General features: G+C 61.7%; 25 protein-coding genes. 9 read left to right on the top strand and 16 right to left on the bottom strand.

Annotated features, from left to right (window positions below):
- Positions 1 to 57: 57 nt before the first annotated feature.
- Positions 58 to 1,257, bottom strand: coding sequence for a tyrosine--tRNA ligase (gene tyrS, locus HX851_RS44110; protein WP_177063061.1), 1,200 nt, complete (start codon positions 1,255 to 1,257; stop codon positions 58 to 60).
- 210 nt (positions 1,258 to 1,467) lie between these two features.
- On the opposite strand from tyrS, the gene HX851_RS44105 reads away from it, so the two are divergent.
- The gene (locus HX851_RS44105; RefSeq protein WP_177063060.1) at positions 1,468 to 2,886 is read left to right on the top strand and encodes a peptidoglycan DD-metalloendopeptidase family protein; all 1,419 of its coding nucleotides are present in this window, start codon (positions 1,468 to 1,470) and stop codon (positions 2,884 to 2,886) included.
- A 3-nt stretch (positions 2,887 to 2,889) separates the two neighbouring features.
- Positions 2,890 to 3,993 carry an anhydro-N-acetylmuramic acid kinase gene (locus HX851_RS44100; protein ID WP_177065462.1) on the top strand — a complete coding sequence of 368 codons (1,104 nt, stop codon included), beginning with the start codon at positions 2,890 to 2,892 and terminating at the stop codon, positions 3,991 to 3,993.
- 75 nt (positions 3,994 to 4,068) lie between these two features.
- Here HX851_RS44100 and erpA read toward each other — a convergent pair whose 3' ends face one another.
- Together erpA and argC are read right to left on the bottom strand one after the other, a co-directional pair.
- Positions 4,069 to 4,419, bottom strand: a complete 351-nt coding sequence (erpA, locus tag HX851_RS44095; protein ID WP_003176443.1) for an iron-sulfur cluster insertion protein ErpA — start codon at positions 4,417 to 4,419, stop codon at positions 4,069 to 4,071.
- 169 nt (positions 4,420 to 4,588) lie between these two features.
- On the bottom strand, positions 4,589 to 5,623 hold the full coding sequence (argC, locus tag HX851_RS44090) for an N-acetyl-gamma-glutamyl-phosphate reductase (protein ID WP_177063058.1): 1,035 nt from the start codon (positions 5,621 to 5,623) through the stop codon (positions 4,589 to 4,591).
- A 134-nt stretch (positions 5,624 to 5,757) separates the two neighbouring features.
- Here argC and hemJ point away from each other — a divergent pair, with 134 nt between their 5' ends.
- The 6 genes from hemJ (at position 5,758) to coq7 (ending at position 10,309) form a co-directional block, all read left to right on the top strand.
- The gene (gene hemJ / locus HX851_RS44085; protein WP_177063057.1) at positions 5,758 to 6,186 is read left to right on the top strand and encodes a protoporphyrinogen oxidase HemJ; all 429 of its coding nucleotides are present in this window, start codon (positions 5,758 to 5,760) and stop codon (positions 6,184 to 6,186) included.
- 33 nt (positions 6,187 to 6,219) lie between these two features.
- Positions 6,220 to 7,188: an NAD(P)H-dependent flavin oxidoreductase gene (locus HX851_RS44080; protein WP_177065461.1), complete on the top strand. Its 969-nt coding sequence runs from the start codon at positions 6,220 to 6,222 to the stop codon at positions 7,186 to 7,188.
- Between the two features lie 75 nt (positions 7,189 to 7,263).
- Positions 7,264 to 8,154, top strand: coding sequence for a DUF805 domain-containing protein (locus HX851_RS44075; protein WP_177065459.1), 891 nt, complete (start codon positions 7,264 to 7,266; stop codon positions 8,152 to 8,154).
- Positions 8,155 to 8,215: 61 nt separating this feature from the next.
- Positions 8,216 to 9,004, top strand: a complete 789-nt coding sequence (locus HX851_RS44070) for an SDR family NAD(P)-dependent oxidoreductase (RefSeq protein WP_177063054.1) — start codon at positions 8,216 to 8,218, stop codon at positions 9,002 to 9,004.
- Positions 9,005 to 9,083: 79 nt separating this feature from the next.
- Positions 9,084 to 9,422 carry a histidine triad nucleotide-binding protein gene (locus HX851_RS44065; protein ID WP_007956318.1) on the top strand — a complete coding sequence of 113 codons (339 nt, stop codon included), beginning with the start codon at positions 9,084 to 9,086 and terminating at the stop codon, positions 9,420 to 9,422.
- A 239-nt stretch (positions 9,423 to 9,661) separates the two neighbouring features.
- On the top strand, positions 9,662 to 10,309 hold the full coding sequence (gene coq7, locus HX851_RS44060) for a 2-polyprenyl-3-methyl-6-methoxy-1,4-benzoquinone monooxygenase (RefSeq protein WP_177063053.1): 648 nt from the start codon (positions 9,662 to 9,664) through the stop codon (positions 10,307 to 10,309).
- 273 nt (positions 10,310 to 10,582) lie between these two features.
- On the opposite strand, the gene HX851_RS44055 is transcribed toward coq7, so the two are convergent.
- Positions 10,583 to 11,005: an OsmC family protein gene (locus tag HX851_RS44055; RefSeq protein ID WP_177063052.1), complete on the bottom strand. Its 423-nt coding sequence runs from the start codon at positions 11,003 to 11,005 to the stop codon at positions 10,583 to 10,585.
- A gap of 207 nt (positions 11,006 to 11,212) precedes the next feature.
- On the opposite strand from HX851_RS44055, the gene crp reads away from it, so the two are divergent.
- Positions 11,213 to 11,863 (top strand): cAMP-activated global transcriptional regulator CRP, encoded by a 651-nt coding sequence (gene crp, locus HX851_RS44050; RefSeq protein WP_017128663.1) that lies wholly within the window; start codon positions 11,213 to 11,215, stop codon positions 11,861 to 11,863.
- Here the strand turns inward: crp and HX851_RS44045 are convergent.
- The 12 genes from HX851_RS44045 to HX851_RS43990 form a co-directional block, all read right to left on the bottom strand.
- Complete coding sequence (locus HX851_RS44045) at positions 11,860 to 12,561, bottom strand: lipoate--protein ligase family protein (RefSeq protein ID WP_177065456.1); 702 nt, start codon at positions 12,559 to 12,561, stop codon at positions 11,860 to 11,862. The genes crp and HX851_RS44045 overlap by 4 nt on opposite strands.
- 233 nt (positions 12,562 to 12,794) lie before the next feature.
- Positions 12,795 to 13,634, bottom strand: coding sequence for an indole-3-glycerol phosphate synthase TrpC (gene trpC, locus HX851_RS44040; RefSeq protein WP_177063050.1), 840 nt, complete (start codon positions 13,632 to 13,634; stop codon positions 12,795 to 12,797).
- Positions 13,631 to 14,680 (bottom strand): anthranilate phosphoribosyltransferase, encoded by a 1,050-nt coding sequence (trpD, locus tag HX851_RS44035; RefSeq protein ID WP_177063049.1) that lies wholly within the window; start codon positions 14,678 to 14,680, stop codon positions 13,631 to 13,633. Before trpD ends, trpC begins: the two co-directional genes overlap by 4 nt.
- A gap of 9 nt (positions 14,681 to 14,689) precedes the next feature.
- Positions 14,690 to 15,283 carry an aminodeoxychorismate/anthranilate synthase component II gene (locus tag HX851_RS44030; RefSeq protein ID WP_177063048.1) on the bottom strand — a complete coding sequence of 198 codons (594 nt, stop codon included), beginning with the start codon at positions 15,281 to 15,283 and terminating at the stop codon, positions 14,690 to 14,692.
- A gap of 13 nt (positions 15,284 to 15,296) precedes the next feature.
- The gene (gene trpE / locus HX851_RS44025) at positions 15,297 to 16,784 is read right to left on the bottom strand and encodes an anthranilate synthase component I (protein ID WP_177063047.1); all 1,488 of its coding nucleotides are present in this window, start codon (positions 16,782 to 16,784) and stop codon (positions 15,297 to 15,299) included.
- A 70-nt stretch (positions 16,785 to 16,854) separates the two neighbouring features.
- Entirely contained in the window at positions 16,855 to 17,673 is an 819-nt protein-coding gene (locus tag HX851_RS44020; protein ID WP_177063046.1) for a phosphoglycolate phosphatase, read from the bottom strand.
- Positions 17,670 to 18,344, bottom strand: a complete 675-nt coding sequence (gene rpe, locus HX851_RS44015; protein WP_177065454.1) for a ribulose-phosphate 3-epimerase — start codon at positions 18,342 to 18,344, stop codon at positions 17,670 to 17,672. Before rpe ends, HX851_RS44020 begins: the two co-directional genes overlap by 4 nt.
- A 116-nt stretch (positions 18,345 to 18,460) precedes the next feature.
- On the bottom strand, positions 18,461 to 19,609 hold the full coding sequence (locus HX851_RS44010; RefSeq protein ID WP_177063044.1) for an iron-containing alcohol dehydrogenase: 1,149 nt from the start codon (positions 19,607 to 19,609) through the stop codon (positions 18,461 to 18,463).
- Positions 19,610 to 19,819: 210 nt separating this feature from the next.
- Positions 19,820 to 20,644, bottom strand: coding sequence for an ABC transporter permease (locus HX851_RS44005; protein ID WP_017128672.1), 825 nt, complete (start codon positions 20,642 to 20,644; stop codon positions 19,820 to 19,822).
- Between the two features lie 13 nt (positions 20,645 to 20,657).
- Positions 20,658 to 21,905, bottom strand: coding sequence for an ABC transporter permease (locus tag HX851_RS44000; RefSeq protein WP_177063043.1), 1,248 nt, complete (start codon positions 21,903 to 21,905; stop codon positions 20,658 to 20,660).
- A 222-nt stretch (positions 21,906 to 22,127) separates the two neighbouring features.
- Positions 22,128 to 23,171 (bottom strand): ABC transporter substrate-binding protein, encoded by a 1,044-nt coding sequence (locus HX851_RS43995; protein ID WP_177063042.1) that lies wholly within the window; start codon positions 23,169 to 23,171, stop codon positions 22,128 to 22,130.
- Between the two features lie 70 nt (positions 23,172 to 23,241).
- Positions 23,242 to 24,366 (bottom strand): ABC transporter ATP-binding protein, encoded by a 1,125-nt coding sequence (locus tag HX851_RS43990; protein ID WP_177063041.1) that lies wholly within the window; start codon positions 24,364 to 24,366, stop codon positions 23,242 to 23,244.
- Between the last annotated feature and the right edge of the window lie 100 nt (positions 24,367 to 24,466).

The raw sequence follows: 24,466 nt of genomic DNA, 5'->3' as shown, positions 1-24,466 counted from the left end.
CGGAAGTGGGGCGAATTATAGGCCTGTAGAATTCGCCGTCAAGGGTTAATTTCAGGTTTATTCGGATTTCAGCGTAATACGTGCAAACGCCTTCTTCCCGGCCTGGCAAACATGGGTAGCACCCAGCTTGTATATAAAGGTGCGATCGACAACCTCACCATCTATACGCACACCACCCGACCCGAGCAGGTCACGAGCGACCGCCGAGTTCTTGACCAGGCCCGCCTTGTTGAGGATCGCCGCGATCGGCATGTCTTCAGCCGCGCTCAGCTCGACTTCCGGCAGATCGTCCGGCAGCTCGCCATCCTTCATGCGGTTGCCGGCACCACGGTGAGCATTGGCCGCTGCCTCCTCGCCATGGAAACGCGCGACGATTTCTTCCGCCAGCTTGATCTTGATATCACGCGGGTTCGCGCCCGCCTCGACATCCTTGCGGAACTGGTTGATCTCATCCATCGAGCGAAAGCTCAGCAGCTCGAAGTAGCGCCACATCAAAGCATCGGGAATGGACACCAGCTTGCCGTACATGACACCTGGCGCTTCCTGGATGCCCACATAGTTACCCAGGGACTTGGACATCTTCTTCACGCCATCCAGCCCTTCGAGCAATGGCATAGTGAGAATGCACTGAGCTTCCTGCCCATAGGCGCGCTGCAACTCGCGCCCCATCAGCAGGTTGAACTTCTGATCGGTACCACCCAACTCGACATCCGCGCGTAGAGCGACGGAGTCATACCCCTGCACCAGCGGATAGAGGAACTCATGGATGGCGATCGGCTGGTTGCTGGTATAGCGCTTGTCGAAATCGTCGCGCTCGAGCATGCGCGCCACGGTGTACTGCGAGGTCAGGCGAATGAAGTCCGCCGGCCCCATCTGATCCATCCAGGTGGAGTTGAACGCCACTTCGGTCCTGGCCGGATCGAGAATCTTGAATACCTGAGCCTTGTAGGTTTCGGCATTATCGAGCACCTGCTCACGGGTCAGCGGCGGGCGCGTTGCGCTCTTGCCGCTAGGATCACCGATCATCCCGGTGAAATCGCCGATCAGGAAGATGACCTGATGACCCAGCTCCTGGAACTGGCGCAGCTTGTTGATCAGCACCGTATGACCCAGGTGCAGGTCCGGTGCCGTCGGGTCGAAGCCGGCCTTGATACGCAGCGGCTGGCCGCGCTTGAGCTTCTCGACCAGTTCCGACTCGACCAATATCTCTTCCGCACCACGCTTGATCAGCGCTAGCTGCTCTTCAACCGACTTCATAACCAACCTGCAAGGCTCAGACTCAAAGGGAACCAACCATACAAGATCGCCGCCCAAATACAAGTTTTGCCCGGCGTACGGGCAAGCTTGGGCGCGTCTGCACATGACAGACTTGCTTCAGAGATGTTTTGGTTATATTTTATACAGTTATTTCATCTTCATCATGTCATTCATCTTTTCCAATTCATCTTCTTCAAAGTCAAATTACCTATGACCACAGAACCGTCTAAAGCGCCGCCGCTTTATCCGAAGACCCACCTGCTAGCCGCAAGTGGTATCGCCGCCCTCCTCAGCCTGGCGCTGCTGGTATTCCCTTCCAGCGATGTCGAAGCCAAAAAGACGACCCTGAGCCTTGAACTGGAAAGTCCTGCGGCTCAACTGACACAAGACAATGACGCTGTAGACCTCGACCAAGCCACAAATGAAGGCAATCCATCGCCCTTCGCCCAGATCGACAACAGCGCCGAAGACACCAAGGACACCGCCAAGACCGAGACGGCGCCTGCCGTAGAAGAGAAAAAGACACCCGGCCACCGGGAAGTGATCGTGGCCCGTGGCGATACACTCTCCACCCTGTTCGAGAAGGTCGGCCTGCCTGCTGCCTCAGTACATGAGGTCCTCGCCAGCGATAAACAAGCCAAGCAGTTTTCCCAACTCAAGCACGGTCAGAAACTGGAGTTCGAACTGAGCCCCGATGGCCAGCTGAACAACCTGCACAGCAAGGTCAGTGACCTGGAAAGCATCACCCTGACCAAGGGCCCGAAGGGCTTTACCTTCAACCGCGTGGTCACCAAGCCCACCGTGCAGTCGGCTTATGTCCATGGCGTCATCAACAGCTCCCTGTCCCTCTCGGCCCAGCGCGCGGGCATGCCCCACAGCCTGACCCGGGAGATGGCCAGCGTGTTCGGCTACGACATCGACTTTGCCCAGGACATCCGCCCAGGCGACGAATTCGAGGTGATCTACGAACAGAAAGTGGTCAATGGCAAGACCGTCGGCACCGGCAATATCCTTTCCGCCCGCTTTACCAACCGTGGCAAGACCTACACCGCGGTGCGCTACACCAACAAGCAGGGTTCCAGCAGCTACTACACGGCTGACGGCAACAGCATGCGCAAGGCCTTCATTCGCACGCCGGTGGACTTCGCGCGTATCAGCTCGCGCTTTTCCATGGGTCGCAAACACCCGATCCTGAACAAGATCCGTGCCCATAAAGGTGTCGATTATGCCGCCCCACGTGGCACGCCAATCAAGGCGGCGGGCGATGGCAAGGTACTGTTGGCCGGTCGCCGAGGCGGCTACGGCAATACCGTGATCATCCAGCACGGCAATACCTATCGCACGCTTTATGGCCATATGCAGGGCTTCGCCAAGGGCATCCAGACCGGCAGCAACGTCAAGCAAGGCCAAGTGATCGGCTATATCGGCACCACCGGCCTTTCCACCGGTCCGCACTTGCACTACGAATTCCAGGTCAACGGCGTCCACGTCGATCCATTGGGCCAGAAGCTGCCCATGGCCGATCCGATCGCAAAATCCGAGCGTGCACGCTTCCTTGCCCAGAGCCAGCCGCTGATGGCGCGTATGGACCAGGAGAAATCCACCAAGCTCGCCTCGGCCAAGCGCTGAATCATGGCGCTCTATATCGGCGTGATGTCCGGCACCAGCCTCGATGGGCTGGATATCGCGCTGGTCGAGTTGAGCACACGGATCGGACTGCTGGCGACCCACTACATTCCCATGCCCGACGCCCTGCGCGCCGAGTTGCTCGGCCTGTGCGCCAGCGGCCCGGATGAAATTGCCCGGGCCGCGATCGCCGAACACCACTGGGCAACTCTCGCCGCCCAAGGCGTCAATACGCTCCTCGCACAACAGTCACTGACGCCCGAGGCGATTCGCGCCATCGGCAGCCATGGCCAGACCATCCGTCACGAACCCGCCCGCGGCTTTACCGTGCAGATCGGCAATCCGGCACTGCTGGCGGAGCTGACCGGCATCAGCGTCGTCAGCGACTTCCGGCGGCGCGACGTGGCGGCCGGTGGGCAAGGTGCGCCCCTGGTTCCAGCCTTCCATGAAGCGCTGTTCGAAGAACGCAATAGTGCAGCACTGAAGAGTAGTGCGGTGTTGAATATCGGCGGATTCAGCAACCTGAGCCTGATCGAGCCGGGCAAGCCCGTGTCAGGCTTCGACTGCGGCCCCGGCAACGTGCTGCTGGATGCCTGGATCCATGACCAGCGCGGTCAGACCTACGACAGAAACGGCCAATGGGCGGCCAGCGGCCAGGTCGAACCGACACTGCTGCAAGCACTGCTTGGCGATCCCTTCTTCCGCACCACCGGCCCCAAGAGTACCGGGCGCGAAGTTTTCAACCTGAATTGGCTGAAGCAGCACCTGGGACGACTACCTGCCTTCAAGCCCGAAAACGTTCAGGCCACCCTGCTCGAGCTCACGGCGCAGACCATCATCGCGTCACTGACCGGCGCGCAGGCTGGCACACAGGAACTGCTGGTGTGCGGCGGCGGCGCCCACAACGAGGCATTGATGAACCGCCTGGGACAATTGCTGCCAGGCGCCACGGTTGCCAGCACCGCAAGTCATGGCGTCGATCCCGATTGGGTGGAAGCCATGGCCTTCGCCTGGCTGGCCCATTGCTGCCTCGCAGGCATCCCGACCAACCGTCCCAGCGTCACCGGCGCACGTGGCTTGCGGGTATTGGGCGCGATCTACCCCGCCTGAGCCTCCGCAGCTAAAAGACACACAGCAAAACGCCGCGAAATTCGCGGCGTCGAGGGTGAAACACTTACTAATCGATCAGATCGAGAACGACGAGCCGCAACCACAGGTAGTGGTGGCATTCGGGTTCTTGATGACAAACCGCGAGCCTTCCAGGCCTTCCTGGTAATCCACCTCTGCGCCCGCCAGATACTGGAAGCTCATCGGATCGACCACCAGGCTGACGCCTTCGCGCTCGACAATGGTGTCGTCATCGGCGACATCTTCATCGAAGGTAAAGCCGTACTGAAACCCTGAACAACCGCCGCCCGTAACGAATACGCGCAGCTTCAAGCGATCATTACCCTCTTCATCGACCAGGCTCTTCACCTTGTGCGCGGCACCGTGGGTGAATTGCAAAGCCGTGGGGGTGAAGGATTCGACGCTCATGCTGACTATCTCCCGGCGTTACGCCGCCATAATGCGTGATGACGCGCATTATCCGCTTCTCCTAGAAAAGCGGTCAACTATTGTTAGGGTATATCAATCAACCCGCACGGCATCACGAAATGCAAAAAGGCCCGCTTGACGGGCCCTTCTGTTAAGCGAGAGTGACGCCTTACGGCAGCATGCCGGCATGGGACAAGCCCAGGCGCTCATCCAGGCCGAACAGGATGTTCAGGTTCTGTACCGCCTGACCCGAAGCCCCCTTGACCAGGTTGTCGATCACCGAAAGCACGACCACCAGGTCACCATCCTGTGGACGGTGCACCGCGATCCGGCAGACGTTGGCGCCACGTACGCTGCGGGTTTCCGGGTGGCTGCCGGCCGGCATCACATCAACGAACGGTTCGTCGGCATAACGCTTCTCGAACAGTGCCTGCAGGTCGACGGAACGATCCACCACGGTTGCATAGAGCGTCGAGTGAATGCCGCGAATCATCGGCGTGAGGTGCGGCACGAAGGTCAGGCCGACGTCCTTGCCCGCCGCAAGGCGCAGGCCCTGGCGGATTTCCGGCAGATGGCGGTGGCCCTTGACGGCATAGGCCTTCAGGCTTTCCGAGGTCTCGGAATACAGCGAGCCGACACTGGCACCACGACCGGCGCCACTGACACCGGACTTGCAGTCGGCGATCAGCCGCGAAGTATCCGCCAGCCCGGCTTCGAGCAACGGCAGGAAACCCAGCTGGGTAGCGGTTGGATAACAACCGGGCACGGCAATCAGGCGCGCCTGGCGGATTTTCTCGCGATTCACTTCCGGCAGGCCATACACCGCTTCGTCCAGCAGCGCCGGCGCACCGTGCGGCTGACCGTACCACTTGGCCCATTCATCGGCGTCCTGCAGGCGGAAGTCCGCGGACAGGTCGATCACCTTGGTCCCGGCTGCCAGCAACTCACCGGCCAGGGCGTGAGCGACACCGTGAGGCGTGGCGAAGAACACCACGTCACAGGCACCGAGGGTCTTGATATCCGGCACGCTGAACGCCAGGCCATCGTAGTGACCGCGCAGGTTCGGGTACAGGTCGGCGACGGCCAGGCCAGCCTCGGATCGAGAAGTGATGACCACCACTTCTGCCTGCGGATGCTGTGCCAGCAGACGCAGCAATTCGACACCGGTGTAACCCGTGCCGCCGACGATACCGACCTTGACCATGACCTGCCCTCAACGAAACCACTGGAAAGCCCACGATAATAGGGGCCGCGCGCGCCTGCGACAACCGTCAAGGTGACGTGCGGACGCTCAAGCCTCTACTATTCGGCCTACCGTGAACCTGGGAATAACCAAAAATGCTTTATCTATGGCTCAAAGCCTTTCATATCGTCAGTGTCGTCTGCTGGTTTGCCGGCCTGTTCTACCTGCCCCGCCTGTTCGTCTACCACGCCCAGAGCGAGGATACGATCAGCAAGGAACGCTTCAGCGTCATGGAGCGCAAGCTGTACCGGGGAATCATGGGGCCGGCGATGATCGCCACACTGATCTTCGGCGGCGGCCTGATCGCCCTCAACCCCAGTATCTTCAGCCAGGGCGGCTGGATACATGCCAAGCTGACCCTGGTGGTGCTGCTGATCGGTTATCACCATATGTGCGGCGCCCAGGTGAAACGTTTTGCCCGTGGCGAGAACACCCGCAGTCATGTCTTTTATCGCTGGTTCAATGAAGTGCCGGTTCTGATATTGCTGGCTATTGTAATTCTGGTCGTGGTCAGACCGTTCTGAATCCAACCAGCCTTCACTCTCGGAGTACCGCCAATGTCGCTGCCCGCTCTGCTCGAACAACGTCTGCGCCTGCCTGTCGTGGCTGCGCCAATGTTCCTGATTTCCAACCCGCAACTGGTGCTGGCGTGCTGCCGCAACGGCGTGGTGGGCAGCTTCCCGGCACTCAACCAACGGGAAAGCAGCGGCTTCAAGGCCTGGCTGGAGGAAATCGAAGCCGGGCTGGCACAGCTGGACAATCCGGCGCCCTATGCCGTCAACCTGATCGTGCACAACAGCAACCCGCGCCTGCAGGCGGACCTGCAGATCTGCATCGAACACAAGGTCCCGATCGTCATCACCAGCCTGGGCGCGGTCAAGGAACTGGTGGATGCGGTCCACAGCTATGGCGGTCTGGTCTTCCATGATGTGACGACCCGACGCCACGCGGAAAAAGCCGCTGAAGCGGGTGTCGACGGCTTGATCGCGGTCGCCGCCGGCGCTGGCGGCCATGCCGGGACCTGGAGCCCATTTGCGCTGATCGCCGAGATCCGGCAGTTCTTCGACAAGACCCTGCTGCTGGCCGGCTGCCTGAACCATGGCCATGAGATTCTCGCCGCACAATTGCTGGGGGCCGACCTGGCCTATTTCGGCACGCGCTTTATCGGCACCACGGAAAGCCATGCCCCAGAAGCCTATAAAGAGATGCTGTTGACCTCCCGGGCCGCCGACATCGTGCATACCGCCGCCGTCTCCGGCGTGCCGGCCAGCTTCATGCGCCAGAGCCTGGAAAATGCCGGCTTCGACCTCGCCGCACTGCAGGGCAAGGGCGAAGTCAATTTCGGTTCGAAGCTCAAGCCCCTCAGCGACGAAGCCAAGGCCTGGAAGACTGTCTGGTCGGCAGGCCAGGGCGTCGGTGAAATCGGCGACCTGCCGAGCGTCGACCAGTTGATCGAGCGACTCGACGACGAATACCGCAAGGCCCAGGCTCTCGCCGCCCGGCTGCCACAGCGCTGGCCACGTTAGCGAAAGCCCGATGGCCTGCAAGCACCTTGCGGGCCTACACTACGCGCCATCACTGCCGCGACAAGGACGCCACCCATGAGCAACAACCGCTTCAAAATCGTATTCGACGGCGCCCTGCTGCCCGGAGTGGAACAAACCACCGCCCAGTTCAACCTGGCCGAACTGTTCAAGACCGATGTCGCCTCCGTGGAGAAACTGTTCAGCGGCCGACCGATTGCGCTCAAGCGCGATCTTTCATCCGCCGAGGCACACTCCTACCTCGAAGCCCTGCGCAAGACCGGTATCGATGCCCGCATCGAAGAGGAAGCGCCGGTCGTAGAACTGAGCCTGGCGGATATCAACGAACTCCCCGCCAGTGTCGCACCGCCGGCCACCCGTATCGCGGATTCGCCCTATGCACCGCCAACCGCCCAGGTCGGTGATAGCCTGCCGACCTTCGGCCCGCTCAAGGCCTTTACCATCAAGGGACGAATCGGGCGGCTGCGCTACCTGGCGTGGAGCATGGTTGCCACGTTCATCGCGATAATCGCGGTCGCCGTGATTGCCATCGTCCTGAGCGGGTCCAACTTCGCCGGGATCAGCCTGGCCCTCATCGCACTGGCCGTCTTCATTGTCGTTACCGTGCAGATCGCCATACAACGCCTGCACGATATCGGCTGGTCCGGCTGGCTCTGGCTGTTGACGCTGGTGCCCTTTATCGGCAGCGTGTTTCCCTTCGTCCTGATGTTCTACCCGGGCAATGCCGGTGCCAACCAATACGGCGCCCCGCCGCCGCCCAACAGCACAGCGGTAAAGGTGCTGTCGGTCCTGGCGGTGATCGGTATCGTCGCCATTATCGTCTTTGGCGCAGGCGGCGGAGTGAAGGACATCGAGGATCGCTACAACAATGAAGCGGCCAGCCAGTCCGACAACAGCGACGAGGCAGCCGAAGCCGCCGCGCCCGCTGTAGACTATGAGAAAGAATAAACAGCGCTGACCTTGCGACCTCCCTGTCCCAAGGCTGTGCGCCGTTGCCATGGAGAATTGCATGACCCGTTACGCCCTGATCACCGGCGCTTCCAGCGGTATCGGCCTGGCCCTGGCCGAAGCCCTGGCGCGCCGCGGTCGCAACCTGATCCTGGTTGCCCGTCAACGTGATCGGCTGGAAAGTATTGCCATCGAGTTGACCCAGCGCTTCGGCGTCGAAGTACTGTTCCGTGCCTGCGACCTGGGCGAACCGCTGCGCCTGTCCGGATTCCTGCTGGAGCTGGAGGAAGGCGAGCGCCAGATCGACCTGCTGGTCAATTGTGCCGGTATCGGCACCTGCGGTCCGTTCCTGGCCCAGGACTGGGGCACCGAGCAGGACCTGATCGAAGTGAACATCCTCGCCCTCACCCGCCTGTGCCATTCCCTGGGCAACCTGATGGCGATTCAAGGCGGCGGGCAGATCCTCAATGTGGCGTCCATCGCCGCGTTTCACCCCGCGCCGTGGATGAGCAGCTATTACGCCAGCAAGGCCTATGTGTTGCATTTCAGCGAAGGCCTGCGCGAGGAACTGAAAAAAACCGGGATCAAGGTCTCGGTGCTCTGTCCCGGCCTGACCCGCACCGCCTTCTTCGACACCGCCCAGTTGCAAGTCGACAAGCTCCGGGACAGCAAACTGATGATGAGCCCCGAAGAGGTCGCGCTCTATACCGTCCGCGCCCTGGAAAAGAATCGCGCGGTGATCATCCCCGGTTGGCGCAACCGCTGGCTGTCTCGTGCCCCGCGCCTGGGCAGCCGCTGGATGGTGCGCAAACTTGCCGGCTGGGTGACCCGCGCCTATTGCCCGCGCTGACACTTGAACGCCCGACACTTGAACTCAAGGCCCGCTGCAGACAGACTCTGGCCCGCCCCCACCCAATGGAGAAACAGCTGTGGATACTCTGTTCACCAAGATCATCAACAGAGAAATACCCGCGAAGATCATTTACGAGGATGACCAGGTCCTGGCCTTCCACGACATCGCCCCGCAGGCCCCGGTGCATTTCCTGGTGATTCCGAAAAAGCCGGTGCGCACCCTCAACGACCTCACCGAGGATGACAAGGCGCTGGCCGGGCATATCCTGTTCACCGCCCAGCGCCTGGCGCTGGAACTGGGCTGCGAAGAAGGCTTCCGCGTGGTGATGAACTGCAACGAGATGGGTGGACAGACGGTCTATCACATCCATATGCATGTGCTGGGTCAACGCCAGATGAACTGGCCGCCGGGCTGATACCCCAGGGAACATGCAATCCCCTGTAGGCGCTGGCTTGTGTAGGAGCGGGCTTGTCGGGACGCCGCACCGCCGTGAAGCTTTTAGCAATCTCAAGAGCCTCATCGCCGACAAGCCGGCTCCTACAGGTCTGGCGGTGCCTGCAAAATCATGCCCCTCGTCTCGACCCCATGACCCAACGCAAACCTTCCCCGCTCGATTGCGGTAAACTGCAGGCCGAGATTCCTCCGGAGGTCAGCATGACTACCCAACGTCACTACTCGCCGATTGACCGTCTGCTACTGCAAGCCGATACCGCCATGCGCACCTTGCTGCCATTCAGCGGCCAGCCGTATCGCCCGTCGCCGGCCATCGTCCAGCCCGAAGCGCAGATGAGCGAGGACGACACCCGTCACGTCGCCGGACTGATGCGCATCAACCACACGGGTGAAGTCTGCGCCCAGGCGCTGTATCAGGGCCAGGCGCTGACCGCCAAGCTGCCCCATGTACGCGAGGCGATGGAACACGCTGCCGAGGAAGAAATCGATCACCTGGCCTGGTGCGAGCAACGCATCCGCCAGTTGGGCAGCCATCCCAGCGTGCTGAACCCGCTGTTCTATGGCCTGTCCTTCGGTATCGGCGCGGTTGCCGGATTGATCAGCGACAAGGTCAGCCTGGGATTCGTCGCGGCGACCGAAGACCAGGTCTGCAAACACCTGAACGAGCATCTCGAACAATTGCCCGTCGAAGATGAAAAATCCCGGGCGATTCTCGAACAGATGCGCATCGACGAAGAGCACCATGCCGAATCCGCACTCGACGCCGGTGGTTTCCGTTTCCCGGCACCGGTGAAATTCGGCATGAGCCTGCTGGCCAAGGTCATGACCAAGAGCACTTACCGCATCTGAACGAAACAAGGTCTTGTAGGAGCCGGTTTGCCGGCAACGGGGCCAACCGATCGTTCCCACGCTCCAGCGTGGGAACGCCTCACGGGACGTTCTGCGTCCGCTCCAGATCTGTGACGCAGAGCGTCACGGGCGGCATGCCCACGCAGAGCGTGGGAACGATCAACGCGCTGAGTTGGCAATCACTTTGTGGGAGCTGGCTTGCCAGCGGTGAGACCGCTTGAGAGCGGTATCGCCCGAACAGACGCCATCGCCGGCAAACCGGCTCCTAAAGACTCAGCCGAGTTCGATGATCTCGTAATCATGGCTGATGGCAACGCCGGCGGCGCCGAGCATGATCGAGGCCGAACAGTATTTCTCGGCGGACAGTTCGATCGCCCGTTTGACCTGGGCCTCCTTCAAGCCACGGCCCTTGACCACGAAATGCAGGTGGATCCTGGTGAACACCTTCGGGTCTTCGGTCGCCCGCTCCGCTTCAAGGAAGGCTTCGCAGCTTTCGATGGCCTGGCGCGACTTCTTCAGGATGCTGACCACATCGAAATTGCTGCAACCGCCCAACCCCAGCAGGAGCATTTCCATCGGACGTACACCCAGGTTGCGGCCGCCGCTTTCCGGAGGGCCGTCCATCACCACCACATGCCCGCTACCCGACTCTCCGAGGAACATGGCTTCGCCAGCCCATTGGATGCGTGCCTTCATCGCCAAGACTCCACTGCTAAAAAAGGGTCGCCAGCTTAGCACAGCGCCAGACGCGTCCAGGCGACGACCGGCTGGTCGACCCGGTAAATTCCCAAATCTCGACACAATGTGTCTGTTAAGCTGGCGCCAAATCGCTGGCGTTCTGCCAGCTTTCGAGCTACGACTAAAAAAACAAACCACACCGTGCAGTCTTTTCGGGATACAACCATGGTTGCTCTGGCTTCCGCTTCCGCCCCCAAGATCAAGAACCTCGATAAACTGCTGATGCATTGTCAGCGCCGACGTTACCAGGCCAAGAGCAATATCATTTGCGCCGGTGATCGCTCGCAAACCCTGTTTTTCATTGTCAAAGGCTCGGTCACCATCCTGATCGAGGACGATGACGGGCGGGAAATGATCATCGCCTATCTCAACGCCGGCGATTTCTTTGGTGAGCTGGGCCTGTTCGAGCAGGCCGGCCACGAACAGGAGCGCAGCGCCTGGGTGCGCGCCAAGATCGAATGTGAAGTGGCGGAGATCAGCTACTGCAAGTTCCGCGAGCTGGCCCAGCAGGACCCGGATATTCTCTACGCTCTCAGCGGACAGATCGCCCAGCGCCTGCGCAACACCACCCGCAAGGTCGGTGACCTGGCGTTCTTCGACGTCACCGGACGTGTCGCCCGTTGCCTGCTGGAACTGTGCAAGCAGCCGGACGCCATGACGCACCCGGACGGCATGCAGATCAAGATCACCCGTCAGGAAATCGGCCGTATCGTCGGCTGCTCACGGGAAATGGTCGGCCGCGTGCTCAAGGATCTGGAAGAGCAGAACCTGGTGCACGTCAAAGGCAAGACCATGGTGGTGTTCGGCACCCGCTAGGCGGACGGCATGTCCGCCAGCATCTGCTGGTACAGCCCGGCCAGGCGCTCAAGGAATAGCGGGGCCGGATACACTTCATGCAAGGCGATATGGCTTGAAGCCCGTACACGCTGCTCCAGCCCGCACACCTGATTGAAACGATTGACCGCCGCGACCATCGAATCGCGTTCGTCGTCGATCAGCATCGCCCCGTGCACCAGCCCGACCGGACGGGTTCCGCCCCGGCTTTGCCGCCAGCGCTGGGCAGTACCGACCATCTTGCGACCATTGAGGTTGACGTTATAGCGGCCATCGCAAAACGCACCGTCAATTTCTCCCAGGGACGCAGTCCCGCCCAACTCGTCCAGCACATCGCAGATCGGCTGGCACAAACGCAGGTAGCCGGTTTCAATCCGGTTCTGATCACCCTCGCTGCGCGGCGGTGCATAGACCAGGGCGATATTGATCGTCGAGGCGGATTGCGGCACCGGCTCGCCACCGGTCTCACGCAACAACACCGGCCAGCCGCTGGCGGCCAACGCGTCGCAGGCAGCCTCGAAGCCCGGCAGGCGGCTCAGGCGCCGGGGCATGACCAGCGCATGATCGGTGGGCTGCCAGAACAACAGCCCCCACTCCTGCTCGCCGGCACAGACCGCCGCCAGCAAATCCTGTTCGGCACGCAGGCCGGCTTCGACGGTAAGGGTAACGGGCAGTGTCATGGCAAGAAGATCCCTCTTTATCGTGCCTGCAAGCAAGGCCGGTGGGAGCAGGTTGTGTGGGAGCAGGTTGTGTGGGAGCAGGTTGTGTGGGAGCAGGTTGTGTGGGAGCGGGCTTGCCCGCGAAGAGGCCCTCAAGACCGCCAAGAGCTTCGCGGGCAAGCCCGCTCCCACAAAAAGCGCTCATAAAGGCTCACATTGCAAACGAGCCCATTCCTGCATACGAACAGCTCGATTCAATCGAGGGTAGAACCGCTGACCACGGGCGATCCGCGCTCCGGAAAGAACAGTCGCTGCAGCTCATCGCCCGGGCTTTCCGCGCGCATGAACGCTTCGCCAACCAGGAACGAGTACACCTCGCTGATTTCCATCAGCTCGACGTCGGCACGATTGAGGATACCGCTCTCGGTAATCACCAGGCGGTCGCGCGGCACGATCGGCAGCAGATCGAGAGTGGTTTCGAGACTGACCTCGAAGGTGTGCAGGTTACGGTTGTTGATACCGATCAACGGCGTATCGAGGTGTTTCAGCGCCCGCTCCAGCTCCGCGGCGTCATGGGACTCCACCAGCACATCGAGGCCGACGCCCTTGGCCACCGAGGCCAACTCGGCCATCAGCACATCGTCCAGCGCGGAAACGATCAGCAGGATGCAGTCGGCGCCCATCGCCCGGGCTTCGACGATCTGGTACGGATCGACCATGAAGTCCTTGCGGATCACTGGCAACTTGCAGGCCCCACGGGCCTGCTGCAGATACAGGTCCGCCCCCTGGAAATAATCCACGTCGGTCAGTACCGAAAGACAGGTCGCCCCGCCCTTCTCGTAGCTCCTGGCGATATCGGCCGGGATGAAGTTCTCGCGGATGACGCCCTTGCTCGGCGAGGCCTTCTTGATTTCGGCAATCACCGCCGGATGCTTCAGCCGGGCCTGCTCGATCAGCGCCTTGGCGAAGCCACGCGGTGCGTCAGCGGCGCGAGCCAGATTCTCCAACTCGGCCAGGCTCACGCGAGCACGGCGCTCAGCGACTTCCTCGGCCTTGCGGACCAGTATCTTTTCCAGAACGGTCGGCACACTCATCCTTCATTCTCCTGCTTGAACACGGCGGTGAACGCGCCCAGCTCTTCGAGTTTCTCACGGGCCAGGCCGGTGTGAAGCGCGTCGTGAGCCAGGGCAACGCCCTCTTTCAGGCTGCTGGCATGATCGGCGGCATACAGCGCGGCACCGGCATTGAGCACGATCATCTCCGCGGCTTTCTGGCCATTCTCGGTTTTGCGGCGACCCAGCGCATCACGGATCAACGCCAGGGACGCTTCCGGGCTATCCACCACCAGGCCGAACAGACTCTGGCTTTTTATACCCAAGTCTTCGGGCTGAACCCAATATTCTGTTATTGCATCGTTTTTCAGCTCGGCCACATAGGTCGGCGCCGCCAGGCTGAATTCGTCCAGGCCGTCCTGGGAATGCACCACCAGTACATGCTTGCTGCCCAGGCGTTGCAAGACTTCAGCCAATGGACGGCAAAGCGCCTGGTTGAAAACCCCCACCACCTGATGTTTCACGCCGGCCGGATTCGTAAGCGGGCCAAGCATGTTGAACAGAGTGCGCAGGCCAAGGTCACGACGCGGGCCGGCCGCGTACTTCATGGCGCGGTGATGGGTCTGGGCGAACATGAAGCCGATGCCGACATTGTCGATGCAGCGTGCCACCTGGACCGGCGTCAGGTTCAGGTAGATACCGGCCGCTTCGAGCAGGTCGGCGCTGCCGCTCTTGCCCGACACCGCGCGGTTGCCGTGCTTGGCAACGGTGCACCCGGCCGCCGAGACCACGAAGGCCGAGGCGGTGGACACGTTGAAAATGTTGGCGCCATCGCCGCCGGTGCCGACCACGTCGACCACACCGTCGAGGCTCTTGAGCTCGACCTTGTCCGCCAGCTCGCGCATGACCGATACCGCACCGACTATTTCATCGATGCTTTCGCTCTTCATGCGCATGGCCATCATGAAGGCGCCGATCTGCGCCTCGGTGCATTGCCCGGTCATGATTTCACGCATGACGTCGCGCATTTCTTCGGTGCTCAGGTCCAGATGGCCGACGATACGGCTCAGGGCAGTCTTGATATCCATGAAAAGTCCTTAGCGCGTGCCGCCGGTCTGCTTGAGAAAGTTGGCGAACAGCTGGTGGCCCTGCTCGGAAAGAATCGACTCGGGGTGGAACTGCACCCCTTCGATGTTCAGTGTCTTGTGGCGCAGCCCCATGATCTCGTCGACCGAGCCGTCCGCCAGTTGGGTCCAGGCGGTCAGTTCCAGGCAGTCAGGCAGGGTTTCGCGCTTGACGATCAGGGAATGATAACGGGTGACGGTCAACGGCAGGTTGAGGCCCTCGAACACACCCTTGCCCTCGTGGAACAACGGGCTGGTCTTGCCGTGCATGACCTGGCGGGCACGTACCACATCGCCGCCAAAAGCCTGGCCGATGGATTGGTGGCCCAGGCAGACGCCGAGGATCGGCAGCTTGCCGGCGAAATGCTTGATCGCCTCCAGGGAAATGCCCGCTTCGGTCGGCGTGCAAGGGCCCGGCGAAACCACGATGCGCTCGGGCTTGAGGGCTTCGATTTCGGCCACGGTCAGTTCGTCGTTACGCACGACCTTGACGTCCGCGCCCAACTCGCCGAGGTATTGCACGACGTTGTAGGTAAACGAGTCGTAGTTATCGATCATCAGCAACATGACAAAAAGCTCCTCAGGCGTCGGACGCGGGGGTTTGTTCAGCGAGGGCGACCGCACGGAACATCGCGCGACGCTTGTTCAGCGTTTCTTCCCACTCCAGCGCCGGCACCGAGTCGGCGACGATGCCGCCACCGGCCTGCACATGCAGTTCACCATTCTTGATCACCGCGGTACGAATGGCGATGGCGGTGTCCATATTGCCGTTCCAGGCGTAGTAACCGACCGCGCCGCCGTATACGCCGCGCTTGACCGGTTCGAGTTCATCGATGATTTCCATGGCGCGGATCTTCGGCGCACCGGACAGGGTGCCCGCCGGCAGGATCGCCCGCAGTGCGTCCATGGACGTCAAGCCGCTCTTGAGCTGACCGGTGACGTTGGACACGATATGCATGACGTTGGAATAACGCTCGATGACCATCTTTTCGGTGAGCTTCACCGAGCCGATCTCGGACACCCGCCCGGTATCGTTGCGCCCCAGGTCGATCAGCATCAGGTGCTCGGCGATTTCCTTGTCGTCGGACAGCAGGTCTTCTTCCAGCGCCTGGTCGGCCTCTTCGGTAGCGCCCCGCGGACGGGTGCCGGCGATCGGCCGCACGGTGATCAGGTTGTCTTCGACCCGCACCAGCACTTCCGGCGAACTGCCGACGACATGGAAATCGCCGAAGTTGAAGAAGTACATGTAAGGCGTCGGGTTGAAGCAGCGCAGCGCCCGGTACAGGTCGATGGGCGCGGCCTTGAAGTCGATGGACATGCGCTGGGACGGCACTACCTGCATGCAGTCACCGGCGAGGATATATTCCTTGATGGTATCGACCGCGCGTTCGTAGTCGCTCTGGGTAAAGCTCGAGCGGAATACCGGATCGGCAGCCGGCGGACGGTCCAGTTCGAGTCCGCGACGTGGCTTGATCGGCTGACGCAATTGCTCCAGCAGTTCCTGCAGGCGCGCCTGGCCTTCTTCGTAGGCATTGTCCCGGGAAGGATCGGCGAGGACGATGGCGTGCATCTTGCCGGCCAGATTGTCGAAGACCACCACGGCATCGGAGACCATCAGCAGGATATCCGGTACGCCCAGCGGGTCCGGGTTCGGGCATTTGCCCAGGCGCTTCTCGACGTAGCGCACGCAGTCATAACCGAAGTAGCCCACCAGGCCGCCGTTGAAGCGCGGCAGTCCGGCGATGGTCGGTACATTATAGCGGGCCTTGAAGTCCTCGACGAAGGCCAGGGGATCCTCGGCTTCAGCGCTTTCGATCTCGACGCCGTCATGGGTCACGCTGATCTGGTGGTCATGCACGCGCAGCACGGTGCGGCACGGCAGGCCGATGATCGAGTAGCGGCCCCATTTCTCGCCGCCCTGCACCGATTCCAGCAGATAGGAGTTGGGCTGGTCGGCCAGTTTCAGGTAGATCGACAGCGGGGTATCGAAGTCGGCCAGGGTTTCGCAGGCAAGCGGGATGCGGTTATAGCCGGCAGCGGCCAAACGCAGGAATTCTTCGCGGGTCATGATATGCCTCGTGGCTTGAGGTTCAAACAGTCAGGTATGCAAACGCGCCGCACAGGCGGCCAGGATCATGTCAGGCGCGCCAACGCCAACGGGCCAGGGCCTTGATGACTTTCATCCAGAGTTTGCGAGTGACCACCACGATGGCGTTTCCAGGAGGGGATTGAAGACAGTCCGCCGACATTAGCTCAGCGCCAGCTTCCAGGCAACCGGGAATCAGTGCGCGCAAGTCGTCGATGACCAGCGCCGGCTCTTCTTCGGCGATCGGCCGGCCATGATTGTAGCCATAACTGAGCGCCACGCAGATGACACCCGCCGCCTTGGCGGCCTGCACATCATTGCGTGAATCGCCGACGAACAGGCACTGCGACGCCGGGATACCCGCCATTTTCATCACATGGAACAGCGCGGCAGGGTCGGGCTTGCGCTGCGGCAGGGTATCGCCGCCGATAATCCAGCGAAAAAACCGCCCCAGCTTCATTTCATCGAGCAACGGCGCGACAAAGCGTTCAGGCTTGTTGGTGATCAGGGCCATTTCCACGCCCTGCTTCTGCATCCACTTCAGGGTTTCGCGCACGCCGGGGTAGACCGTGGTCAGGTCATGACCACCGTCATAGGCGTCCATGAAGATTTCCAGGGCCTGCTCGGCTTCACTGTCGGCCACCGTCGCATGATCGAGGCCGCCGGCCAATGCCCGGCGCACCAGTACCAGGGCGCCGTTGCCGACCCATTCGCGTACGGCCGCAAGGCCCGCGGCGGGACGTCCCAGGGTGAGCAGCATCTTGTCCACCGCCGTCGCCAGGTCCGGCACCGAATCGATCAATGTGCCATCCAGATCGAACATCACCAGCTTGGGCAGACGGCCCGGAAAGAGCTGCTCGAAGCCGCTCATGGGCGAGCCAGCGCCAGTTCGGCGCGCATCTTCTCGATCACTTCCCGATAATCCGGGGCGTTGAAGATCGCCGAGCCGGCGACAAAGGTGTCAGCCCCGGCCGCGGCGATTTCGCGGATGTTGTTCACATTCACGCCACCGTCGATTTCCAGGCGGATATCGCGTCCCGAGGCATCGATCAGCGCCCGCGCTTCGCGCAGCTTGTCGAGAGTGCCGGAGATGAACTTCTGGCCGCCGAAGCCCGGGTTGACGCTCATCAGCAGGACCATGTCGACCTTGTCCATCACGTACTTGAGCACGTCGAGCGGCGTCGCCGGGTTGAACACCAGGCCGGCCTTGCAACCGCCTTCGCGGATCATCTGCAGGGAACGGTCGACGTGCAGCGTGGCTTCCGGGTGGAAGGTGATGTAGGTCGCACCGGCTTCGATGAAGTCGCCGATGATACGGTCCACCGGGCTGACCATCAGGTGCGCGTCGATCGGTGCGGTAATGCCGTATTTGCGCAACGCCGCGCAGACCATCGGGCCGATGGTCAGGTTGGGGACGTAATGGTTGTCCATGACATCGAAGTGAACGATGTCGGCGCCGGCGGCGAGAACATTGTCCACTTCCTGGCCCAGGCGGGCGAAGTCGGCGGAGAGAATCGACGGAGCAATTGCGAAGGGCTGCATGACGCACCTTTTTTGAGCAGAATCACGGTGGCGCGCATTGTATACCTCCTGCTTCGCCACGCGCACCGTGACCGCGATGATTGGCCGCACCGTCAGGAGGCAGTTGTCCTGCGACGTCAGTAGGCGGCGCGGTAGATCTTCTCGATATCCATCGCACTCAGGCGACGCGGGTTATTGCGCATCAGGCGCTCGATACCCGCGGCCTCCACGGCCATCGCCGGGATCGCATCGAGAGGTACGCCGAAGCTGTTCAGGCCGACCGGGATCTCCACCGCACGGCACAATTCGCTCATGGCGGCGACCGCCTTGTCCGCCGACTCGATGGTACTCAGGCCGGAAACATTCACCCCCATGGCGATGGCGATGTCCTGCATGCGCTCGACACAGGCCAGCTTGTTCCACTGCATGACATACGGCAGCAGCAGCGCATTGCTCACCCCGTGGGCGATATTGAAGCGTCCGCCGAGGGGGTAGGCCAATGCATGCACCGCGCCGACGCCGGCATTGCCGAAAGCCATGCCGGCCATCAGGCTGGCGGTGGCCATGTCTTCGCGTGCCGGCAGGTTCGCCGGGTTGGCGTATGCCTTGGGCAAGGCCCTGGCGATCAGTTTGACGGCGCCAATGGCCAACGCGTCGGTGATCGGCGAGGCATTGAGCGACAGGTAGGCCTCGACCGCGTGCACCAGCGCGTCGACACCACTGGCGGCAGTCACGCCACGGGGACAGGTCAGGGTCATCTGCGGACTGACCAGCGCCACGTCCGGCAGCAGGTAGTCACTGACAATGCCTTTCTTCAGTTGGGCCTGCTTGTCGGAAAGGATCGCCACATTGGTCACTTCGGAGCCGGTGCCGGCGGTGGTCGGGATGGCAATCAGCGGCGGCCCCTTGCGCGGCACCTGGTCGATGCCGAACAGGTCTTCGAGGGCGCCGTGATAACCGGCGTAGGCGGCGACACTCTTGGCGATATCGATGGCACTGCCGCCCCCGAGGCCGATCAGGCCGTCGTGCCCACCTTCGCGGTAGACCTGCATGCAGTCCTCGACAATGGCGATTTCCGGGTCGGGCATCACCCGGTCGTAGATCTCATAGCTGCGTCCGCCCAGATGGGCGAGGGCCAGTTCGACGGTCCCGGAGGTGACCAGTGCGGCATCGGTCACGATCAGCGGATTATCGACATCCAGCCGGGTCAGTTCATCGGCCAGTTGCTCGATGGCGCCGGAGCCGGTGATCAATTTATGGGCGATCTTGAATGCGGAAATGCTCATGGTCGCGGCCTTCTTGTTGTGGTGATCAGGGCACGAGCAAGAATAGCTGGGAATGGTCTTTTTCTACCATTGAGAAGATCAACGGAAAAACGGCAGGAGTACTGAACCTGTGGGAGCCGGCTTGCCGGCGATGGCGGCGGCAAGAACGGTACACCTCTCAAGGGCCTCATCGCCGGCAAGCCGGCTCCCACAAAGTTCGCAGCGTCCTGCTTACACCTGGGTGGTACGCAGTTTCTCGCTGCGTCCGCGCAACCACTCCAGGGTCAGCAACAGGATCACCGAGAAGACAATCAGCAGCGTCGCGGCGGCGGCGATGGTCGGGCTGAGGTTCTCGCGAATCCCGCTGAACATCTGCCGCGGCAGTGTCGCCTGCTCGGGACCTGCCAGGAACAGGGTCACCACCACTTCATCGAACGAGGTGGCAAAGGCGAACAACGCCCCGGAAATCACCCCCGGCGCGATCAACGGCAAGGTCACCCGGCGGAACGTGGTCAACGGCGATGCCCCCAGGCTGGCCGCGGCCCTTACCAGGTTGTGGTTGAAGCCTTGCAAGGTCGCCGAGACGGTAATGATCACGAAGGGTACGCCCAATACCGCGTGCACCACGATCAGCGAGAAGAAGCTGTTGCCCAGGCCCAACGGAGCGAAGAACAGGTAGCTGGCGACCCCGATGATCACCACCGGCACCACCATCGGTGAAATCACCAACGCCATGACCAGCGACTTGCCCGGGAAGTCTCCACGGGTCAGGCCGATCGCCGCCAGCGTGCCGAAAACCATCGCCAGCACGGTCGCCGCCGGCGCCACGATGATGCTGTTCTTCAAGGCGCGCATCCACTCGGCGGAGCCGAAGAAATCCTGGTACCAGTGCAGGGAAAAGCCTTGCAGCGGATAGACCAGGAAGCTGCCCGAATTGAACGACAGCGGAATGATCACCAGCACCGGCAGGATCAGGAACAGCAGGATCAACCCGCACAGGATGCGCAAGCTGTAGAACCAGACCCGCTCGACGGGCGACATGTACGGACTCAGCATTTCGATTCTCTCCTTAGCTCAGGCGCAGGCGGCTTGCACCGACCAGCCGGCTGTAGATCAGGTACAACAGCACGGTGGCCAGCAGCAGCAAGCCGCCCAGTGCCGTCGCCATGCCCCAGTTGATGCTGGTATTGGTGTAGAAGGCGACGAAATAGCTGACCATCTGGTCGTTCGGACTGCCCAGCAACGCCGGGGTGATGTAGTAACCAATCGCCAGGATGAACACCAGCAGGCAGCCGGCGCCGACACCCGCATAGGTCTGCGGGAAGTACACCCGCCAGAAGCTGGCGAACGGATGACAGCCGAGGGAAATCGCCGCCCGCATGTAGGTCGGCGAGATGCCTTTCATCACGCTGTAGATCGGCAGGATCATGAACGGCAGCAGGATGTGCACCATGGAGATGTAGACCCCGGTGCGATTGAAGACCAGCTCCAGCGGCTTGTCGATCACGCCCATGGCCAGCAGGGCGCTGTTGATCAGTCCACCCGACTGCAGCAGCACGATCCAGGCCGCGACCCGTACCAGGATCGACGTCCAGAACGGCAGCAGCACGAGGATCATCAACAGGTTGCTCTTGCGCGCCGGCAGATTCGCCAGCAGGTAGGCCAACGGGTACGCCAGGACCAGGCAGATCGCGGTGATCACCAGCCCCATCCAGAACGTGCGGGCGAAGATATCGAGGTAGATCGCCTGGTCCGGCGTGGCCGGGGCCAGTTCGCCGAGGTCGTCGATCCGATGGTCGACGGCCGCCAGCAGGTAATAGGGGGTCATGCTACTGGTATTGCGGCGGATGGCCTGCCAGTACGCCGGGTCGCCCCAACGTTCATCGAGGGCTTCCAGCGCTTCTTTATAAGAGGCCGGTTCGGTCTTGAACGGCAAGGCACGGGCGGTCTTGGTCAGCAGGCTGCGATAGCCGGCCAGTTCCATGTTCAGGCGTTTGGACAGATCGCCCAGGGTCTGATTCCTGCGCGCTTCGCCCAGGTCTTCGCTGAGGGCCTTGTACACCGGCTCGCCGGGCAGGCTCTTGCCATCCCAGGCAGCGACGGCGGCCACGGTCCGTGGCATGGCACCAACCACCTCCGGGTTGCCGACGCTTTTATAGAGCAGCGCCACGATAGGGACCAGGAACACCAGCAACAGAAACAGCACCAGCGGCGCAATCAAGGCCTGGGCCTTCCAGCGGTTGACCCTCTCGGCACGCGCCAGGCGCTGCTTCAGGGTGGGACTGGTCCCCTCGTTCAGAGGAACGGTGATGGCCATGGCGAACTCCGGAATACTTTATTGTGACAACGGCCGGTATCCCGTTACGGGACACTGCCTGCTGTTCTTCTGAAACACACAAACCCAACGGGTTGAACAGAGTCCCTGTGGGAGCCGGCTTGCCGGCGATGAGGCCCGTAAGGCTTACATCGCCTGATCGGCGGTCATCGCCGGCAAGCCGGCTCCTACAGGGTTATGCAGCGTCTGCGAGACCGTGTTCCGTTACTTCGCGGCCCAGGCGTTGAAACGCTGTTCCAGTTGCTCGCCGTTGTCAGCCCAGAAGCTGACGTCGATCTGCACCTGGTTGGCGATGTTTTCCGGAGTGGTCGGCATATCCTTCAGGATGTCCTTGGCCAGCAACGGTACGGCCTGGGTGTTGGCCGGACCGTAGGCGATGTTTTCCGAGTAGGTCTTCTGCTGCTGCGGCATGACCGAGAACGCGATGAACTTCTTCGCTGCATCGGCACGCGCCTTGTCCAGCCCCCTTGGAATGGCCCAGGCGTCGAAGTCGTAGATGCCGCCGTTCCACACCACTTTCAGGTTGCTTTCCTTCTGTACGGCAGCGATCCGGCCGTTGTAGGCCGAGCTCATGACCACGTCACCGGAGGCGAGGTACTGCGGCGGCTGGGCACCGGCTTCCCACCACTGGATGTTGGGCTTGAGCTCATCGAGCTTCTTGAACGCACGGTCCTGGCCATCCTTGCCGGCCAGCACCTTATAGACGTCCTTCGGTGCGACACCGTCGGCCATCAGGGCGAATTCCAGGGTGTACTTGGCACCCTTGCGCAGGCCGCGCTTGCCCGGGAATTTCTTGGTATCCCAGAAATCGGCCCAGCTGGTAGGTGCGGAGGCCAGCTTGTCGGCGTTGTAGGCGAGCACGGTCGACCAGACGAAGAAGCCGACGCCGCAAGGCTGGATGGCGCCCTTGACGTAGTCTTCGGCCTTGCCGAACAGGGCCGGGTCCAGTTGCTCGAACATGTCTTCGTCACAACCACGGGACAGTTCCGGCGACTCGACTTCCACCAGGTCCCAGGACACGCTCTTGGTGTCGACCATCGCCTTCACCTTGGCCATCTCGCCGTTGTACTCGCCGGCAACGATCTTGCCGTTGCCCGCCTGGGCTTCCCAAGGAGCATAGAAGGCCTTGACCTGGGCCGCCTTGTTCGCGCCACCAAAGGACACCACGGTCAGGTCGGTCGCCGCCATGGCATTTGCCGCGCACATCAGCCCTAACGCGAGGGCACTGAATTTCAGGGATTTGAGCATTTATTCTTCTCTCCACGAGTGCAGGTTGGTGAAGCACGGGGCGATGGGTTCGCCTCTTGGGTTACAGCGCTCAGCCGGCGTCGAGCAACGGGTCCAGCGCGCGAACGTGCTCGACCTGCCAGCCAATGGGGACGACATCGCCGACCGCCAGTGCCGGATCCAGCTCGGCAATGGGTTGTTTCACGAAGAAGTCGGTTTTGCCGCAGACTTCCAGGCGCACACGAACGTGGTCGCCCAGGTAGATGAATTCGGCCACGCGGCCCGAGAAACGGTTGACGCAGGACTCGCTGGAGCCGTTGAGGCTGATGCGCTCCGGCCTGATCGACAGGGTGACCGGCTCGCCGGCCTGGCCGACATTCACCGCCAGCGCCTCGACCTTTTCCCCGCGTCCCAGCTCGACCACGCAGCGATCGCCGGTGTGGCTGTGCAGGCGACCGTTGAGGCGGTTGTTCTCGCCGATGAAGTTGGCGACAAAGGTGTTCTTCGGCTCTTCATAGAGCGTGCGCGGCGGGGCGATCTGCTGGATTTCGCCCTGATGGAACACTGCCACCCGGTCGGACATGGTCAGGGCTTCACCCTGGTCGTGGGTCACATAGACCACGGTCACGCCCAGGCGCTGGTGCAGGTGCTTGATCTCCATCTGCATGTGTTCACGCAGTTGTTTGTCCAGTGCCCCCAGCGGTTCGTCCATCAACACCAGTTGCGGTTCGAACACCAGGGCCCGGGCCAGCGCCACCCGCTGTTGCTGACCACCGGACAGTTGCGCCGGGTAGCGCTGGGCGAACTTGTCGAGCTGGACCATGCCCAGGACCCGCTTGACCCGTTCGCTGACGTCGGTCTTGCTCAGGCCACGCACGGTCAGCGGAAACGCCAGGTTCTCGGCGACGGTCATGTGGGGGAACAAGGCATAGTTCTGGAACACCATGCCGATATCGCGCTTGTGCGGCGGCACGTTGTTGATGGAGCGCCCGGCCAGTTGGATCTCGCCGGCGGTCGGGGTTTCGAACCCGGCCAGCATCATCAGGCTGGTGGTCTTGCCGGAACCGGAGGGCCCGAGCAGGGTAAGGAATTCGCCCTTGCGAATGTCCAGGTTGAGGTCCTTGACGATCAGGTTCTCGCCATCGTAGCTCTTCTGCACACCACGAAAGCTGACCAGAATGTCCTTCGCCCCAGCGCTTGAATCGACCTCGCTCATACCCACACCTTTTGTTTTTGACTGCCGTGGTCTAAGCCTAGTGAACCCTTGCGGCAGCGCAAATCGGGGGGGGTGAGAGATTGTCCTCAGCCGTCTGGAA

Source organism: Pseudomonas gingeri (assembly GCF_013385635.1).
Lineage (GTDB): Bacteria > Pseudomonadota > Gammaproteobacteria > Pseudomonadales > Pseudomonadaceae > Aquipseudomonas > Aquipseudomonas gingeri_A.
The sequence above is the reverse complement of the archived record's forward strand: the minus strand, read 5'-3'. Positions and strand labels throughout refer to the sequence as shown.